At 64.4% G+C, this 16,641-nt stretch carries 14 protein-coding genes; 9 read left to right on the forward strand and 5 right to left on the reverse strand.

The annotated features are described in order from the left end of the window. The first annotated feature begins 21 nt into the window (after positions 1–21). The 9 genes from uvrC (at position 22) to secG (ending at position 10,397) form a co-directional block, all read left to right on the forward strand. Positions 22–2,067, forward strand: a complete 2,046-nt coding sequence (gene uvrC, locus CLV47_RS04855) for an excinuclease ABC subunit UvrC (RefSeq protein WP_106347842.1) — start codon at positions 22–24, stop codon at positions 2,065–2,067. Further along, positions 2,064–2,951, forward strand: coding sequence for an RNase adapter RapZ (gene rapZ, locus CLV47_RS04860; protein ID WP_106347843.1), 888 nt, complete (start codon positions 2,064–2,066; stop codon positions 2,949–2,951). Before uvrC ends, rapZ begins: the two co-directional genes overlap by 4 nt. Then, on the forward strand, positions 2,951–3,925 hold the full coding sequence (locus CLV47_RS04865; RefSeq protein WP_106347844.1) for a gluconeogenesis factor YvcK family protein: 975 nt from the start codon (positions 2,951–2,953) through the stop codon (positions 3,923–3,925). Before rapZ ends, CLV47_RS04865 begins: the two co-directional genes overlap by 1 nt. A 44-nt stretch (positions 3,926–3,969) precedes the next feature. Then, a complete protein-coding gene (gene whiA, locus CLV47_RS04870) occupies positions 3,970–4,983 on the forward strand; it encodes a DNA-binding protein WhiA (protein ID WP_474862647.1) in 1,014 nt (337 codons plus the stop codon). A gap of 182 nt (positions 4,984–5,165) precedes the next feature. Then, positions 5,166–6,170, forward strand: coding sequence for a type I glyceraldehyde-3-phosphate dehydrogenase (gene gap, locus CLV47_RS04875; RefSeq protein WP_106347845.1), 1,005 nt, complete (start codon positions 5,166–5,168; stop codon positions 6,168–6,170). A 98-nt stretch (positions 6,171–6,268) separates the two neighbouring features. After that, positions 6,269–7,465, forward strand: coding sequence for a phosphoglycerate kinase (locus CLV47_RS04880; RefSeq protein WP_106347846.1), 1,197 nt, complete (start codon positions 6,269–6,271; stop codon positions 7,463–7,465). Then, positions 7,466–8,263: a triose-phosphate isomerase gene (gene tpiA / locus CLV47_RS04885; RefSeq protein ID WP_106347847.1), complete on the forward strand. Its 798-nt coding sequence runs from the start codon at positions 7,466–7,468 to the stop codon at positions 8,261–8,263. Positions 8,264–8,277: 14 nt separating this feature from the next. After that, on the forward strand, positions 8,278–10,092 hold the full coding sequence (locus CLV47_RS04890; protein WP_106347848.1) for an ABC transporter substrate-binding protein: 1,815 nt from the start codon (positions 8,278–8,280) through the stop codon (positions 10,090–10,092). Between the two features lie 59 nt (positions 10,093–10,151). After that, the gene (secG, locus tag CLV47_RS04895; RefSeq protein WP_272946780.1) at positions 10,152–10,397 is read left to right on the forward strand and encodes a preprotein translocase subunit SecG; all 246 of its coding nucleotides are present in this window, start codon (positions 10,152–10,154) and stop codon (positions 10,395–10,397) included. On the opposite strand, the gene pgl is transcribed toward secG, so the two are convergent. The 5 genes from pgl to tal are packed head-to-tail and all read right to left on the reverse strand — an operon-like array spanning position 10,384 to position 16,616. Beyond that, positions 10,384–11,118, reverse strand: a complete 735-nt coding sequence (pgl, locus tag CLV47_RS04900; RefSeq protein ID WP_106347944.1) for a 6-phosphogluconolactonase — start codon at positions 11,116–11,118, stop codon at positions 10,384–10,386. The two genes, secG and pgl, sit on opposite strands and share 14 nt — an antisense overlap. Beyond that, a complete protein-coding gene (locus CLV47_RS04905; protein WP_106347945.1) occupies positions 11,115–12,095 on the reverse strand; it encodes a glucose-6-phosphate dehydrogenase assembly protein OpcA in 981 nt (326 codons plus the stop codon). Before CLV47_RS04905 ends, pgl begins: the two co-directional genes overlap by 4 nt. Before the next feature lie 28 nt (positions 12,096–12,123). Further along, a complete protein-coding gene (gene zwf / locus CLV47_RS04910) occupies positions 12,124–13,860 on the reverse strand; it encodes a glucose-6-phosphate dehydrogenase (protein ID WP_106347849.1) in 1,737 nt (578 codons plus the stop codon). Positions 13,861–13,875: 15 nt separating this feature from the next. Next, complete coding sequence (locus CLV47_RS04915) at positions 13,876–15,489, reverse strand: glucose-6-phosphate isomerase (protein WP_106347850.1); 1,614 nt, start codon at positions 15,487–15,489, stop codon at positions 13,876–13,878. Positions 15,490–15,509: 20 nt separating this feature from the next. After that, positions 15,510–16,616, reverse strand: a complete 1,107-nt coding sequence (gene tal, locus CLV47_RS04920) for a transaldolase (RefSeq protein ID WP_106347851.1) — start codon at positions 16,614–16,616, stop codon at positions 15,510–15,512. Between the last annotated feature and the right edge of the window lie 25 nt (positions 16,617–16,641).

A 16,641-nucleotide genomic window follows, 5' to 3' on the forward strand; every position in this document is an offset into this window, starting at 1 on the left:
ACGTACCGAAAACCCGACTAGATGGCCGCCCCATCCACCTACCGCCCAGCACCGGGGACAATCCCGGACGAGCCGGGCGTCTATCGCTTCTACGACCAGCATGGGCGGGTCATCTACGTCGGTAAGGCCATAAGCCTGCGCTCGCGGCTCTCGTCGTACTTCCAGGACATCACCGCGCTGCACGTTCGCACGCAGCAAATGGTGCAGGCCGGTGCCCGCGTCGACTGGACCGTGGTCAACACAGAGGTCGAGGCGCTGCAGCTTGAATACTCCTGGATCAAAGAGTTCGACCCGCGGTTCAACGTCCGTTACCGCGACGATAAGAGTTATCCAAGCCTCGCCGTCACCCTCAACGAGGAATATCCGAGGCTCCAGGTCATGCGTGGGCCCAAACGCAAAGGTGTGCGCTACTTCGGGCCGTACGCCCATGCCTGGGCGATCCGCGAGACGTTGGACCTGCTGACCAGAGTGTTCCCGGCACGCACCTGTTCGAAGGGCGTGTTCAAACGCCACGGCCAGATGGGACGACCGTGCCTGCTGGGCTATATCGACAAATGCTCGGCGCCGTGCATTGGGCGAGTGAGCGCGGAGGAACACCGCGCGATCGTCGACGACTTCTGTGACTTCATGGCCGGTAAGACCGATCGTTTCATCAAACGTCTCGAACGCAGGATGGCCGATGCATCGGACAGCCTGGAGTTCGAGAAGGCGGCACGGCTTCGCGACGACTTGGCCGCGATGAACCGGGCTATGGAGAAAAACGCGATCGTCCTGCCGGACGGCACAGACTGCGACATACTCGCCTTTACGCAGGATGAGCTGGAGGCATCGGTGCAGGTGTTCCACGTACGCGGCGGGCGGGTCCGCGGACGGCGCGGCTGGATCGTCGACAAGGTCGAGGACGTCACTACCGCAGACCTAGTCGACCGCTACCTCGTGCAGATTTACGATCCCGAGGCGGAGGACAAGACTCCGTTGATGTCCTTAGTACCTAGGGAGATATTGGTACCCGAGCTGCCAGTCGACGTCGCCGCGCACGAAACACGACTGACTGAGCTCCGCGGGTCCAACGTATCGATCAGGGTCCCGCAGCGTGGCGACAAGCGGACGCTCATGCAGACCGTCGAACGAAACGCCGCGGAGGCATTCACCCAGCATCGGCTCCGTCGGGCGAGCGATCTGACCGCGCGCTCGGCGGCGCTAGCTCAGCTGCAGGAATCCCTGGGCCTCGACGAGGCGCCGCTGCGGATCGAATGCATTGACGTGTCGCACGTGCAAGGCACCAACGTAGTCGCCAGCATGGTCGTCTTCGAGGACGGGTTGGCCCGCAAGAGTGAATACCGGCGGTTCGCGATCAAGGGCGCGCAACGCGACGGAGAGTCCCTTCGCGTCGACGAGGTTCGGCGCGGCGAGGGCGTGGACGACACCGCCTCCGTGCACGAAGTGGTGAGCCGGCGGTTCGCTCGATACCTCGAAGCCAAGGAGCACGGCACGCACGACGAAGACGGCAAGCCGCGCAGGTTTGCCTATCCGCCAAACCTCTTTGTGGTAGATGGCGGCGCCCCGCAAGTGGGTGCGGCCAGCGATGCACTCAATGAGCTCGGCATTACCGATATCGCCGTGATCGGACTCGCCAAGCGTCTCGAAGAAGTCTGGGTGCCGGACGAGGAAGACCCGATAATCCTGCCGCGCAACAGCGAGGCACTTTATCTGCTTCAGCGTGTCCGCGACGAGGCGCATCGCTTCGCAATCACATTCCACCGTCAAAAACGCGGCAAGGCGATGGTCGCGAGTCTGCTTGACGGAGTGCCCGGGCTCGGCGCGACTCGGCGGCAGGCATTGTTGGCCAAGTTCGGCAGTGTTCGTAAACTACGTGCCGCCACGGTGGAGCAGATTACCGAGACCGAGGGCATCGGCCGGGTGACGGCTCAGTCGATCTACGCGGCACTTCACGACGTCGAGGCGCCGCCGATGGGGGCGGTCGACCCGTTGACGGGCGAGCTGCTCGAGCCCGACGAGGCACCTCACGCCAGCGATCAATCCAAGCAACTGGGGGAGTCCCAATGACGAGCGAAGAAACGCCCGACACCCCGCCGATCAAGGTCGTCTTGATCACCGGACTGTCCGGTGCCGGCCGCAGCACGGCGGCACGGGTTCTTGAGGACCTGGGCTACTACGTCGTCGATAACCTGCCGCCGGCGTTGATTCCCAACATCGTCGACCTCGGCGCGGTGTCCGCACGCGCGATCTCCAAGCTCGCGATCGTGACCGACGTGCGCAGCCGAACGTTCTTCGACCGGCTCGACGACGTACTGAAAAAGGTCGAGGACGAGGGCATCCGACCGACCGTCGTTTTCCTCGATGCCACCGATGACGTACTCGTACGTCGCTACGAGAGCGTTCGCCGGGCGCACCCGCTGCAGGGCGACGGGCGGATTGTGGACGGGATCGCTGAGGAACGCGGTTTGCTCACGTCGGTCCGGACCGCTGCCGACGTCTATCTCGACACGTCGAACCGTTCGGTGCACGACCTGCGGCGCAAACTCGAAGAGACCTTCGACGAGGACTTGTCCGGACCGCTCAAGGCGACCGTCATGTCGTTCGGTTACAAATACGGGATACCTCTCGACGCCGACGTCGTCTTCGACGCTCGATTCCTGCCCAATCCGCACTGGGTACCGGAACTACGCCCGCTCACCGGCCAAGACAAGTCAGTAAGTGACTTTGTGCTCGGCAACGACGACGCCCGGCTCGCGCTGGATCAGTTCGAGGCGCTCATCCACACGATCAGCAGTGGTTATCGTCGTGAAGGCAAGCGCTACTTCACTGTGGCGATCGGTTGCACGGGTGGGAAGCATCGGTCGGTCGCGATCGCCGAAGAGTTCGCGCGACGGCTCGGCTCGGACGACATCCAGACCCGAGTCGACCACCGCGACGTAGGAAACGAGTGATGGCGCTTAACCACCCCCAACGCGAGGTCATCAACCGCGTCGTCGCGCTTGGCGGCGGCCACGGGCTCGCGGCCACGCTGCGGGCGCTGCGACTGATCGCGACCGATATCACCGCCGTCGTCACGGTCGCCGATGACGGCGGCTCGAGCGGCCGGATTCGCCGCGAGCTCCCGGTCCTTCCACCCGGTGACCTGCGGATGGCGATAGCCGCGCTAGCCGGTGACCAGGATGGGCATCGAGTGTTCGCGAATCTGTTGCAGCACCGGTTCGGCGGCGAAGGCGCGCTGGCCGGGCACAACGTCGGCAACTTACTGATCACGGGCCTCACCGAAGTGCTCGGCGACGACCCCCTAGAGGCGCTGCGACTGGTGGGCAATGTCGCTGGAGCGGTCGGTCGCGTGCTGCCGATGTCTCCGCAGCCGTTAGAGATCGCGGCGCTCGTCAGCGGCATCGATCCGGCGCACCCTAGCGACAGTCGCCGCATTCGCGGCCAGGTCGCCGTCGCCACGACGCCGGGGCGGGTCCAGTCGGTGCACCTGCTTCCGGTCGACCCGCCGGCATGCCGCGAAGCATGTGTTGCAATCGAACAGGCCGATGTCGTCGTACTCGGACCTGGATCTTGGTTCACGTCCGTGATCCCACACTTGATGGTGCCGGATCTGCGCCGCGCGATGGAGGCATCGCCCGCGAAGCGACTTGTCGCACTCAATCTCGCGCAGCAGCCGGGGGAGACCGATAACTTCTCGCCCGCCGAACTGCTGGCGGCGTTATGCGCGCATGCCCCAGGCTTGCGGATTGATGGCGTAATCGCCGATCCCGAGGCGATCCTCGACTTGCGTGAGCTGGAGCGGGAGTGTGACGCGATAGGAGCACGGCTGCTTGTAGAGCCCATTGCGTCCGCCTCGTCGCGCTTCGAACATGACCCCGGCAGGTACGCCGATGTGATCGCCGCGGCCGTCGAACAGGTCACCTAACCCGACATCGACCTGACGGTGCTTGCCATACAAGGCACAATCTGATGAGTAATTGCACCGACGAGACCGAGGGCCCCTACATGGCGATGACAGCGGATGTAAAAGCAGAACTGAGTCGAGTGGAAGTGCGCAAGACGTGCTGCCGCCGCGCCGAGGTCGCCACCATGCTCCGCCTTGCAGGTGGACTTCACCTGGTCGGTGGCCGGATTGTCGTCGAGGCAGAGCTCGATACCGGTGCGGTAGCGCGCAGGTTGCACCGCAACATCGCTGACCTGTTCGGGCTGAGCTCGGACATTCAGATGATGAGCGGCGGCAATCTGCGCAAGAACAGTCGGTTCCTGGTCCGCGTTAGCAAGGATGGCGACAGCTTGGCCCGCCAGACTGGCCTTGTCGACTTGCGCGGACGTCCCGTGCGTGGATTACCGCCGGCCGTCGTCGCGGGCGGGACCTGTGACTCGGAGTCGGCGTGGCGCGGGGCATTCCTGGCGCATGGGTCACTCACCGAGCCAGGTCGATCGTCGTCGCTGGAGATCACGTGCCCCGGCAACGAGGCCGCTCTTGCACTTGTCGGTGCCGCTCGGCGACTGGGGATCAGCACGAAGGCGCGAGAGGTTCGCGGCGCCGACCGCGTCGTGATCCGAGACGGTGACGCGATCGCCGCGATGCTGACGCGAATTGGCGCGCACGAGTCTGTGCTCGCTTGGGAAGAACGCCGTATGCGCAGGGAGATCCGCTCCAGCGCCAACCGTCTCGCCAACTTCGACGACGCCAACTTGCGTCGTTCGGCGCGGGCGGCCGTTGCGGCGAGCGCCCGCGTCGAGCGCGCCATGGAAATCCTCGGCGAGGACGTACCCGATCACCTCGTCTTCGCCGGTCGGCTGCGCCTTGAGCACCGCCAGGCTTCTCTTGAGGAGCTCGGCCAGCTCGCCGACCCGCCAATGACCAAAGATGCTGTCGCCGGTCGCATTCGCCGGCTCCTCGCGCTCGCCGACAAGCGTGCGCACGACGACGGGGTTCCGGATACTGAGTCGGTCGTTACCGACGACATGCTCAACTGACTAACCGGACGACCGGTCTTTCGTGACCGATTGCGGAATCGACGTAACGGGGATGTGTGATCCTCATCGATGGGGTGCTCGGCGCGTATCGATGGGCGGTAGAATCGCCGGACTGACATTTAGCGCGTAACGTGCTCGCTTCCTTGTGTGCGGACGCGAACAAACCTCCGGGAGTTTTCGAAGTGACGATTCGTGTTGGCATCAACGGCTTCGGGCGCATTGGCCGTAACTTCTATCGGGCCGTCGTGGCCAGTGGCGCGGATATTCAGATCGTTGGGGTCAACGACCTGACGGACAACGCCACGCTGGCTCACCTTCTCAAGTACGACTCGATCCTCGGGCGGTTCGACGGCGAGGTTTCGTCGACGGACACCGAGATCACCGCCGGCGGAAACACCTTCAAGGCATTCGCGGAGCGCGATCCGGCAGCACTGCCGTGGGGTGATATCGGCGCGGACGTCGTCGTCGAGTCCACCGGCATCTTCACCGACGCGACAAAGGCCAAGGTGCACCTCGATGGGGGCGCCAAGAAGGTCGTCATCTCGGCGCCAGCGAAAAACGAAGACATCACCATCGTGATGGGTGTGAACGACGGCGACTACGACCCGCAGCAGCACCACATCGTCTCCAACGCGTCGTGCACGACCAACTGCCTCGCGCCGATGGCGAAGGTGCTGCAGGACACGTTTGTCATCAAGCAGGGCCTGATGACCACGATCCACGCCTACACCGCCGACCAGAACCTCCAGGACGGCCCGCATAAGGACCTGCGCCGTGCACGCGCCGCCGCGATCAACATCGTGCCGACCTCGACCGGCGCCGCGAAGGCCATCGCGCTGGTGCTGCCTGAGCTCAAGGGCAAGCTTGACGGCTACGCGTTGCGGGTACCGGTCCCGACCGGCTCGGCGACCGACCTGACCGTCAACGTCGGACGCGAAACGTCTGTCGAGGAAGTCAACGCTGCGATGAAGGCCGCCGCTGAAGGACAGCTCAAGGGTTACCTCAAGTACACCGAAGACGAGATTGTCTCCTCGGACATCGTCACCGATCCCTCGTCGTGCATCTTCGACGCGGGTCTGACCAAGGTCATTGGCGATCAGGTCAAGGTCGTGGGCTGGTACGACAACGAGTGGGGCTACAGCAACCGCCTCGTCGATCTGACTCGGGTTGTCGGTCAGTCGCTCTAAGCAAGCAGTTCCGGATAATGCCTCACATGCCGTCGTACTCGCGGGTACGACGGACCATGTGAGGCATTTACCTCTATCTGACAGGATTTGTCTGCATCGTGAAGAACTTGGATGACCTCGTCGGCGTCGGGATCGAAGGCCGCAAGGTACTTGTCCGGGCCGACCTCAATGTGCCTCTCGACGGTACGACGATCACCGACACAGGCCGCATCGTGGCCACCGTTCCGACTATCCGGAAGTTGACCGAGGCCGGTGCCCAGGTCGTCATCACGGCGCATTTGGGTCGGCCGAAAGGCGAGCCGGACGCGAAATACTCGCTAGCACCAGCCGCTCTAGCGCTGGGAGAGTTACTCGGCGTCAGGGTAACGCTCGCCGCCGACGTCGTCGGCGAGTCCGCGAAGTCAGCGATCGCGGGGATGGGCAACGGCGAGGTCGTCGTGTTGGAGAACGTCCGCTTCGATCCTCGCGAAACCAGCAAGGACGAGGCCGAGCGGCAGGCACTCGCCTCCGACCTTGCCGATCTGGTCGGGCCCGAGGCCGCGTTTGTCTCGGAAGGTTTCGGTGTCGTGCACCGCGCGCAGGCCTCGGTGTACGACGTGGCAAAGCTGCTTCCGGCGTACGCCGGTGGACTGGTCGAGCAGGAGGTCGCCGTACTCGAGCGACTGACCGAATCACCGCAGCGTCCGTACGTCGTAGTCCTCGGCGGTAGCAAGGTTTCGGACAAGCTCGCAGTCATCGAGTCGCTTCTGCCGCGGGTCGACCAGCTTTTGGTCGGCGGCGGCATGTGCTTCACTTTCCTTGCTGCGCAAGGAAAGCAGACCGGCTCTTCGTTGTTGGAGAAGGACCAGGTCGAGACTTGCAAGCGCCTGTTGACCGAGGCCGGCGACAAGATCGTGCTGCCGGTGGACGTCGTTTGTGCGCCCGAGTTCAAGGCTGACTCGCCGGCAACGGTGTACGCCGCGGACGAGCTACCGCAGGATCAGATGGGCTTGGATGTCGGACCACAGACGGTGGAGCTGTTTGGGGCGACAATCGCTGCGGCGCAGACGATCTTCTGGAACGGCCCGATGGGCGTGTTCGAGATGCCTGCCTTCGCCGCAGGCACACAGGGGGTCGCGACTTCAATCGCGCAGTCGTCGGCGTACTCCGTCGTCGGCGGCGGCGACTCGGCCGCCGCGGTCCGGGCGCTCGACGTACCCGAAGACAAGTTTTCGCACATCTCGACCGGTGGCGGCGCATCGCTAGAGTTCCTTGAGGGCAAGGAACTTCCCGGACTTTCTGTACTGGAGGCATAAATGGCTACGACTTCAGGACGTCGCCCGCTGGTCGCGGGAAACTGGAAGATGAATCTCACCCACCTTGAGGCAATCGCCTTGGTGCAAAAGATCGCCTTCACGCTCAACGAGAAGGAGCTCACCGCGGTCGAGGCGGCCGTGCTTCCGCCGTTCGTGTCGATCCGCGGCGTACAGACGCTTATCGACGGTGATCAGCTTGACGTCGCGTACGGCGCGCAGGATATCTCGGTGCATGACTCGGGTGCGTACACCGGCGAGGTCAGCGGTGCGATGCTGGCGAAGCTCGGCTGCCGGTACGCCGTGGTCGGGCACTCCGAGCGCCGCGAGTACCACCACGAAGACGATGCGACCGTTAACGCCAAAGCGAAGGCCGCGTTCAAGAACGGCATCGTGCCGATCGTCTGCGTCGGCGAGGGCCTCGATGTGCGGGAGGCTGACAGTCAGGTGGAGCACTGTACGGCGCAGCTAACCGCCGCGATGGAAGGCATTCCCGCCGACCAGGCACGCAACGTGGTGGTCGCCTACGAACCTGTGTGGGCGATTGGCACCGGCAAGACCGCGACGCCTGAGGACGCGCAGGAGGTTTGCGGTGCGCTGCGTGACAAGCTCACCGACCTCTACAGCGGCGACCTGGCGGACGCGGTCCGGATCATCTATGGCGGTTCGGTCAAGCCGGATAATGCGGCCGCACTCGCCGCACAGCCCGATGTCGACGGGTCGCTCGTCGGCGGCGCAAGCCTCGACGGGGAACAGTTCGCGGCTATCTGCCGGTTTGCCCGGGGAGCCGCGGGCGCATAGCGGTCCCGCCACCTATGTACACACACGGCAGTCGGGTATCGGCCGGGACGAAGGTCTGCGGCCGTGCCCGCTCATCCGTCGTACGTCTGGTCGTCGCACTTGCGGTGTTGGCCAGCGTGTTAGCGGTGACTGCATGTACGTCGACCGAGTCCACGACCAAGAAGCCGGGCTCGGTGCCACTGGGGCACGTGGGGGAGAGTGCGACCTATCAACCGTCGAAGGTGCACGGCGGTGTCCTGCACGCGGTGGCGGGTCCGATTGACAGCCTCGACCCGGCGCGTTCCTATCAGCAGTGGGTTTGGAACATGATGCGCCTCTACACGCGCACCCTTGTCACCTACGGCGAACCGGACAACGGCAACGCCCCGGTCGTCGCCGATCTCGCCACCGATACGGGTACGCCGAACGACAACTTCACGCAGTGGACGTTCCACCTCAAGCCTGGCCTGGAGTTCGATGACGGTACGCCGATCAACAGCGCGGCGGTGAAATACGGAATCGAGCGCAATTTTGCCGCGGATGTGGTGATCGGGGGGCCGCCGTACCTCGTCAGCCTGCTGGACAACCCCGATGCGCAGTACCCCGGACCGTACGAAGAGCCGCCACCGCCATCGACCATTCCCGGCATGCCGGCACCGGCCGCCCCTGCCCTGGACTCGGTGCAGACGCCCGACGACGCGACGATCGTATTCACCCTGAACCGGTCGTTCGCCGAGTTCCCGAAGGTGCTTGCGATGCCGTCGTCCGCTCCGGTACCTCAGGCGCGCGATACTCGGGCGGCGTACGGCCAGGCACCGGCGTCCTCGGGGCCGTACAAAATCGAGTCCAACACTCCGCTCGGCGGGCTGGTATTCGTGCGCAACGAGCACTGGTCCGCGGACACCGACTCAGTGCGGACCGCCCTGCCGGACAAGATCGTCGTAGAGGCCGGTCGCAGCCAACTCGAACGCGACCAGGCGGTGCTATCCGGAGCCGCGGACATCGACCTCACCGGCAGTGGTGTGGCCGCGCGTACCGAACGGACGATCACCTCGTCGTCCACGCTCGCCGGGCGGTCGAGCGACGTACTCAACGGGCGACTCCGGATGGTGGTCATGCCGACGTACGTCGCCCCGTTCGACAGGCCGCAATGTCGCGCGGCGGTCGCGGGAGCACTGGACCGCGACGCGGTCGTCAAGGCGCTGGGCGGGCCGACCCGCGCGGCAGCGGTCTCTTCGATAATCCCGCTCGGACTACCAGACGCGCCGAAGGCCACCGATCCTAAGCCCCCAGAAAAACCGGCCCAGAACGTCGCCGCGGAGTGCTGGCCGAAGGGTTCGGCACCGCTTAACCTGGCCGTACCGAATTCCGCGACCGAACTGCTCATCTCGAGCACGGTGCGCAAGTCTCTTGCGTCAGTTGGAATTGTCGTGAATGACAAGGGCGCGGACCCGGCGACGTACTACTCGCAGACTATCGGCAACAAAGACGCGGTCACCGCACAGGCGCTCGCGCTGATGCTGATCCGCTGGAATGCCGACTATCCGTCGGTGACAGCGTTTGTTACCCGGCTCGCGGACTCCCGAGCGAACCACAACGCCGGCTCCAACTTCGCCGGTCTCGCCGACCCGGCGATTGACGCGGACATCGACGCGGCCAACGCGACTCCAGATCCGGTCGCCGCTAACGCGACCCTCGTCGACGCGCTTCAAGCCAGCACGACGTACGTTCCGCTCGTGGAGGAAAAGTCGGTACTGCTGGCCGGTGAGCGGTTGACCAATGTCGTGATCAATCCCTCCTATAACGGGTACGACGTGGCTCTCGTGGGCGTCGCCCACACCAACGGCTAGTCTTGTAAGGTGTCTAGGTCACGCCGGTGCGTTCGACGCCGCGTGCAGATCGAGTTGGAGTGGTTGACGAAGTGAAGCTGTTGTTCGAGATAGTGCTCATTGCCATGAGCCTCGCTCTCATTGCGCTCGTCCTGCTGCACAAGGGACGCGGCGGCGGCCTTTCCTCGATGTTTGGTGGCTCGATGACCTCCCAGCTGTCTGGATCATCGGTCGTCGAGAAGAACCTCAACGTCATCACCGTGTTCTGTTCGCTGATCTGGCTGATCTGCATCGTGGTCCTAGGACTGCTGTTCAAGATCCAGTAGCGGCCTGGTCGAGTAGCCATAACGTGCGTCTGCGCCCCTTCGGCCCCGCGGCCGGCACCCGAGTCCGGTCCGCGCCACCAAGAGCCTTGCCGACCGCGTCCGCTTTACCGCCGCCGGCCGTCATCATCCACACTTCATCGGCTCGCGCGAGCGTCGGAAACGTCATGCTCACGCGGGTCGGCGGCGGCTTGGGGCAGTCCCGGACCGCGCACGTCACGCCCTCGTCGTACGCCGCCGGTGACTCCGGGAAGATCGACGCCGTGTGACCCTCTTCGCCAAGGCCGAGCATGAGCACGTCGAACCATGGGCCGGCTTCGTTGTTGACCATCGTCAATTGATCGGCATACCAGGCGGCGGCGGCCGCGGCGTCGTCGCCGAACTTGCCGTCCGAGGAAGGCACCCTATGCACCCGCGCAGGGTCGACCGGGACCGCGCCTAATAGCGCGTCGTATGCCTGTAGGTCGTTTCGTTCTTTGTCGCTCGCCGGCACGAATCGTTCGTCACCCCACCAAATTTCCACCCTCTGCCAATCGACAGCGTCGCGAGCCGGCGAGGCGTTGACGCTTGCGAGTACGGCGATACCGGTGCTTCCACCGGTGAGGACGATCGAGGCACGGCCGCGACTGGTTTGTGCGTCCACGATCGACGTGATGAGACGGGCCGCGGCAGATTCGGCCAGCAACGCGGGTGTGGCATGTACGACGACCTGGTCGGCGCTCATGACGCGTTTACCGTCGGGTCGGACCATTCGTGTTGGCGCGAAGCGGAGCGATGCTGCAGGCCGCCGACACCGGTAGCCGCGGATAACGCGGCCGCGTACGTCTCGTCCGCGTCCAGCCGTCGCAGCTCTTCGGTCAGCAACTCACCGAGATTGCGTTCGGTGACAGTCACCTGTTGGTCTTGCTGCCCGGAGCGGGTGATGATGACGCTGTCACCCTCGCGCAGCAGGTTGAGCTGCTCGCCGTTGTCAAAGGTCACCTCGATACCGGCGATGCCGGCGCTTCCGGTGGCGCGGGTGGTCTCTACGACGGGCACCTCGAGCGACAGCCGACTCTTTATCCAGCCGGCCGCGAGTAGCGCGGGTGGCGCCGTGGGATCCCCGAGCACGCGCGCGCTGACCGCATCAGAGTGGACGGTGTCGAACGCGGACGCCAGCGCGGATCTCCACGGCGTCGTGCGGGTCCAGCCGAGGTCGGTATCACCGGCCGCGTAGTCGATAGCGCGTTGGCGCAGCCCATCGATGCCGGTACCGAGCCAGCCGCAGTCGGTGACGCGGCGGTCACTGAACACCCCAAGCGGGTCAGTAGCGATCTTCTCCGGTGGCGGTCCGTGCCACCAGGTCACGACCGGCGCATCGGGCGCCAGCAAGGGGAGCGTGACCGACTCTGCGTGCAACGCCAGCCGACCGTACATCCGCATTACGATGGCCTCGCCCGGGCCGAGGCGACCGCCGACGAGTATCTCGGCGTCGAGGCGCGGTTTGGGTAGGTCGATCTCGCGCCGTACGACGACGAGCAGCCGGCACGGGTTGCGCGAGGCGGCGATCGCGGCCGCTTTCTCGGCCGCGCCGATGTGCTGCTCGTCAACGCCAACGACGAGGGTGAGCGCGTTGCCGGAAGTCACCGCGCCGCCGGTACGCCGCTCATTAGCAAGCGCCTTGACGACCGCCGAGCCGGTGGTGTTCCAGAGTGTGGTCATATGCCCTGTCCTTTCGCTGTCGTCGCGATCAAGGCCGTCGCCAGGCGCGTCCATCGCGGGCCAGCATCCGGTCGGCCTCGGGAGGGCCCCATTCGCCGGCTCGGTAGTCGAACGGCTTCTGACCCTCCCAGAAGTCCTCAAGTTGGTCGACGACGGCCCAGGAGGCCTCGACCTCTTCGTTGAGCGGGAAGAGCGTCGCATCTCCAAGGAGTACGTCGAGCAGTAGCCGTTCGTACGCCTCTGGGCTTCCTTCGGTGAAGGTCTCGCCGTACAGGAAGTCCATGGCGACGTCACGGACCTCCATGACGGTCCCGGGCACCTTGGAGCCGAACCGCAGCGTGACGCCTTCGTCGGGTTGCACGCGGATGACAAGCTGGTTGTGACCGAGTTCGTCGGTGTCGGTCGGCGCGAAGGGCAGATGCGGAGCCTGCCGGAACGTCAGCGCGATCTCGGTTACCCGGCGGGGCAGTCGTTTGCCGGTGCGTAGGTAGAACGGGACACCGGCCCAGCGGCGGGTCTCGATGTGCAGTTTGATCGCGGCGAACGTCTCGGTCGTCGAGTCGTCCGGCACGTCGTCCTCTTGGAGGTAGCCAACTGCCCGCTCACCAGCGAGCCAGCCTTGCCTGTATTGACCGCGAATTGCGTTGCCGCGCAAGTCGGCCGGCAGCGAGACTGCGCGCAATACCTTGAGCTTTTCGGTGCGGATCGCGGACGGGATGAACCGGACCGGTTCCTCCATCGCGGTGAGCGCGAGCAACTGCAGGAGGTGGTTTTGGAGGACGTCTCGGGCCGCGCCGGTCTGGTCGTAGAACGCCGCCCGGCCGCCGATCCCGACATCTTCGGCCATGGTGATCTGGACGGAGTCGACATAGTGGGAATTCCACACCGGCTCGAACAGGGTGTTGGCAAACCGAAATGCGAAGAGGTTCTGAACGGTCTCCTTGCCGAGGTAATGGTCGATCCGGTAGACGTCGCGCCAGGTGAATACGTCGTCGACGAGGTCGTTGAGCTCCTTGCTGCTGGGGAGGTCGTGTCCGAACGGCTTCTCTACGACCACTCGGCGCCAGCCGCCGGCAGCATGATTGTTGGCCATCCCAGTACGCTCGATCTGACGCAGCACCGTCTGGAAGAAGGCGGGCGGGATGGACAGATAGAACGCGGCATTGCCGACGATGCCGTGCGAGTCGGACAGGTCGGTGAGGGTGCGCGCGAGCCGGTCAAAGGCCTTGTCGTCATCGAAACTGCCTGACACGAACTTGATGTTGTTCGCAAGGCGTTGCCACACGCCTTCATCCCAAGGGGTGCGCGCGTGCTCTTTGGCCGCATCGTGTGCCAGAGAGGCGAAGTCGCCGTCCTCCCAGTCGCGTCGGGCAAAGCCGATTAAGACGAAGTTGGCCGGCAGCAGGCCCCGGTTGGCGATGTCGTAGACGGCCGGCAGCAGCTTCTTGCGGGCCAGGTCGCCCGTAATGCCGAAGACGACAAGAGCGCAGGGTTCGGGCATGTGGGGGAGGCGTCGGTCCTGACGGTCGCGCAGCGGATTGGCCAGCGGGGCCAGGCTGGTGGCGGCGACGAACTCGGCGTGCGAGGAGTCGATGGACCGCGGCGGTAGTTCCGCTGCCGTGTCCGCCGGTTCGACTACGACGTCCGGCTTCGGTGTACTTGGTGTTTTTGCGGCCGCTGACTTCGTCGTCTTTTTTGTCGTGGACTTAGCGGATTTTGAGGCTTTCTTCGCTGCGCTCTTGTTACCGCGTGCCTTATCGCTCATTCGGTTCCTTTTCGCTCAGTTCGCACGTAATGCCTTCAGGACCGCGTCGATCCCCTTGGAACGTTTCGTCAGATGCAGGCGAAGCACCGGCCGGTCTTTGCCGGCGAGCACGGCAGCGTCCCCGGCAGCTTGCGCGAGCTGCAGGTTATGAAACGTGTACGGCTTGTCTGGAATCTCGAGATCGTGCGCGCATTCGGCGGTGATCTGAAGGAACGCGCCATTTTGATGGCCGCCTTTGTGATACTGACCGGCCGAGTGCAAGAAGCGCGGACCCCAGCCAAACGTCGTTTGGACGGATCGCTTCGCACCGAGGAGCGTCCGAACCTCGCGCACCGCGCCGTCGTCGGATCTGTTGAGATATGCCATGACCGCGACGTACCCGTGGACCGGCACGGCGGCGGTCAGTGCGTCAAGCGCACCGCGCAGGTCGCGTGCGTTTCCAAGCCAGTCGCCATGCGCGTAGATCTCGACCGCACCGTCGGTCGCGATTGGCTCGATTGAGTGTGACTTTGGCGCGGCGTGATCCTGGGTATCCAGGAGGCTGCGGGTCTGTGTCTTGGCCTCTTCGACGTTGGGCTGATCGAACGGGTTGATCCCAAGCAGCCGACCCGCGATAGCCGTCGCGTACTCCCACAACAAGAACTGCGCGCCGAGTTCGCCACCGACAGCTACGGCGTAGTCGCTGCCACCGTCGGGAACGGCCCCGCCTAGCGAGACCTTGACGCAGTCGCGGCCGGCGTCGACGAAACCGACCGATTGGGGCGACTCCACAACCACCGGAAGTACGCCGATGCCGTCCTTGCCGGTGGACTCGGCGAGCAACTGTTCCACCCAGTCACCAAATCCCTTGTGCGGCCAACCTTCGTCGGCCAGGACGAGTTTCTCGGCGCGAGCTTCCTGCGCTGCGCTCAGAATCGCGGCGAGCGCAAGCGCCGGATTGGTGCGCTCGTCGAGTGCAAGGGTCGGCGCGATGTCGGCCGCATCGTCGAGCAGCGCGCCTATGTCAGCACCGGCGAGGCCGGCAGGCACGAGCCCGAACGCGGTCAGCGCGGAATACCGACCGCCGACATGCGGGTCAGCCAGGAAAACCTTGCGATAGCTCGATTCCATCGCCAACTCGTATAAGGGGGAGTTCGGGTCCGTGACGACCACTATCCGGCGCGCCGGGTCGATACCGCTGTCTCGGAATGCCTTCTCAAAAACTCGCCGGTGCGAATCGGTTTCGACCGTGCCGCCGGACTTCGATGAGACGACCAGCACGGTCCGCTTCAGGTCGCCATCAAGCGCGGCGTGCACCTGGCCCGGATCGGTCGTGTCGAGCGTGATCAGCGGCACGCCGAATGACGCGCAGATGACCGCGGGTGCCAGTGAACTGCCGCCCATGCCGGCGAGCACGATCCTGTCGAGGCCTTCTTCGCGTAGCTCCGCATGCAGCGCCTCGATCTCGGCCAGCAGCGGGCGGGATGACTCGGCCAGGCCCACCCAGGACAGCCGAATCGACGCCTCGGACTCGGCGGCCGAACCCCACAGCGTCGGATCGGCTGCCGTGAGCTTCGATGCGATTTGGTCCGTGGTGAGTTGCTCGATGATGGGTTCGAGGTCTGTGGATGCGCGATATCGCAGCGTCATGGCCGTCCCTTGGTTGTCGGCTATTTGGCGTCGACCTCAGCCTTCACCGAGTCCAGCAGTTCGTGCCAGGACTTCTCGAACTTCTCCAGGCCCTCGTCTTCGAGAACCTTCACCACATCGTCGTAGTCGATGCCGAGCGCGGCGAGTTCCTTCATTGTGGCGGCCGCCGTGTCGTAGGTCTGGGTCACCGGCGTGCCGAGCTTGCCGTGGTCGGCGTAGGCGTCCAAAGTTTTCTCGGGCATGGTGTTGACCGTGTCGGGAGCGACCAAATCGCTGATATACATGGTGTCTGGGTAGTCCGGGTTCTTGACTCCGGTCGAGGCCCATAGCGGACGCTGAACGTGCGCGCCCTTAGCGGCCAGCGCTTTCCATCGGTCAGACGCGATGACCTCTTCGTATGCCTGGTAGGCCAGTTGCGCATTGGCGAGGCCGGCCTTGCCGCGCGCGGCTTTCGCATCATCAGACGCGATCGCATCGAGCCGGTTGTCGATTTCGGTGTCCACGCGGGAGACGAAAAACGACGCGACGGACTCCAATCCCTCGAGGCTTCCACCGTCCGCGACTCGCTGCTCAAGGCCACTTAGATAGGCATCCATGACCGCCTTGTAGCGTTCAAGAGAAAAGATCAGGGTGACGTTGACGCTGATGCCGCGCGCGATCGTCGCGGTGATCGCCGGAAGGCATTCCACGGTGGCCGGGATCTTGATGAACAAGTTGGGGCGGTTGACCATCCACCACAGAGTGCGTGCTTCGGCGTTGGTCCCCTCGGTATCGCGCGCCCGCCGCGGATCGACCTCGATCGAGACTCGTCCGTCGCGGCCGTTGCTGCTGTCTGCGGCCGGTCGCAAGATGTCGCACGCGTCGCGGACGTCGTGCGTGGTCAGCATGCGGACCGTCTCGTCGATCGTCATGCCGAGCCGCTTGCATTCACGGACTTGCTCGTCGTAGAGATCGGACTTGGTAATAGCGCCCTGGAAGATCGTCGGGTTAGTGGTGACGCCAACGACGGACATATCCTTGGCCAGCTTGGCCAGCCCGCCGCTCTGGATACGTTCGCGAGATAGATCGTCGAGCCAGACCGCGACGCCCTGCTTGGACAGCTCCTGTAGTTGCTTGTTCGAACTCATATCTGGTGATCTCCTTCAGCCGTAG

The organism is Antricoccus suffuscus, assembly GCF_003003235.1.
In the GTDB taxonomy this organism is placed as follows: Bacteria; Actinomycetota; Actinomycetes; order Mycobacteriales; family Antricoccaceae; genus Antricoccus; species Antricoccus suffuscus.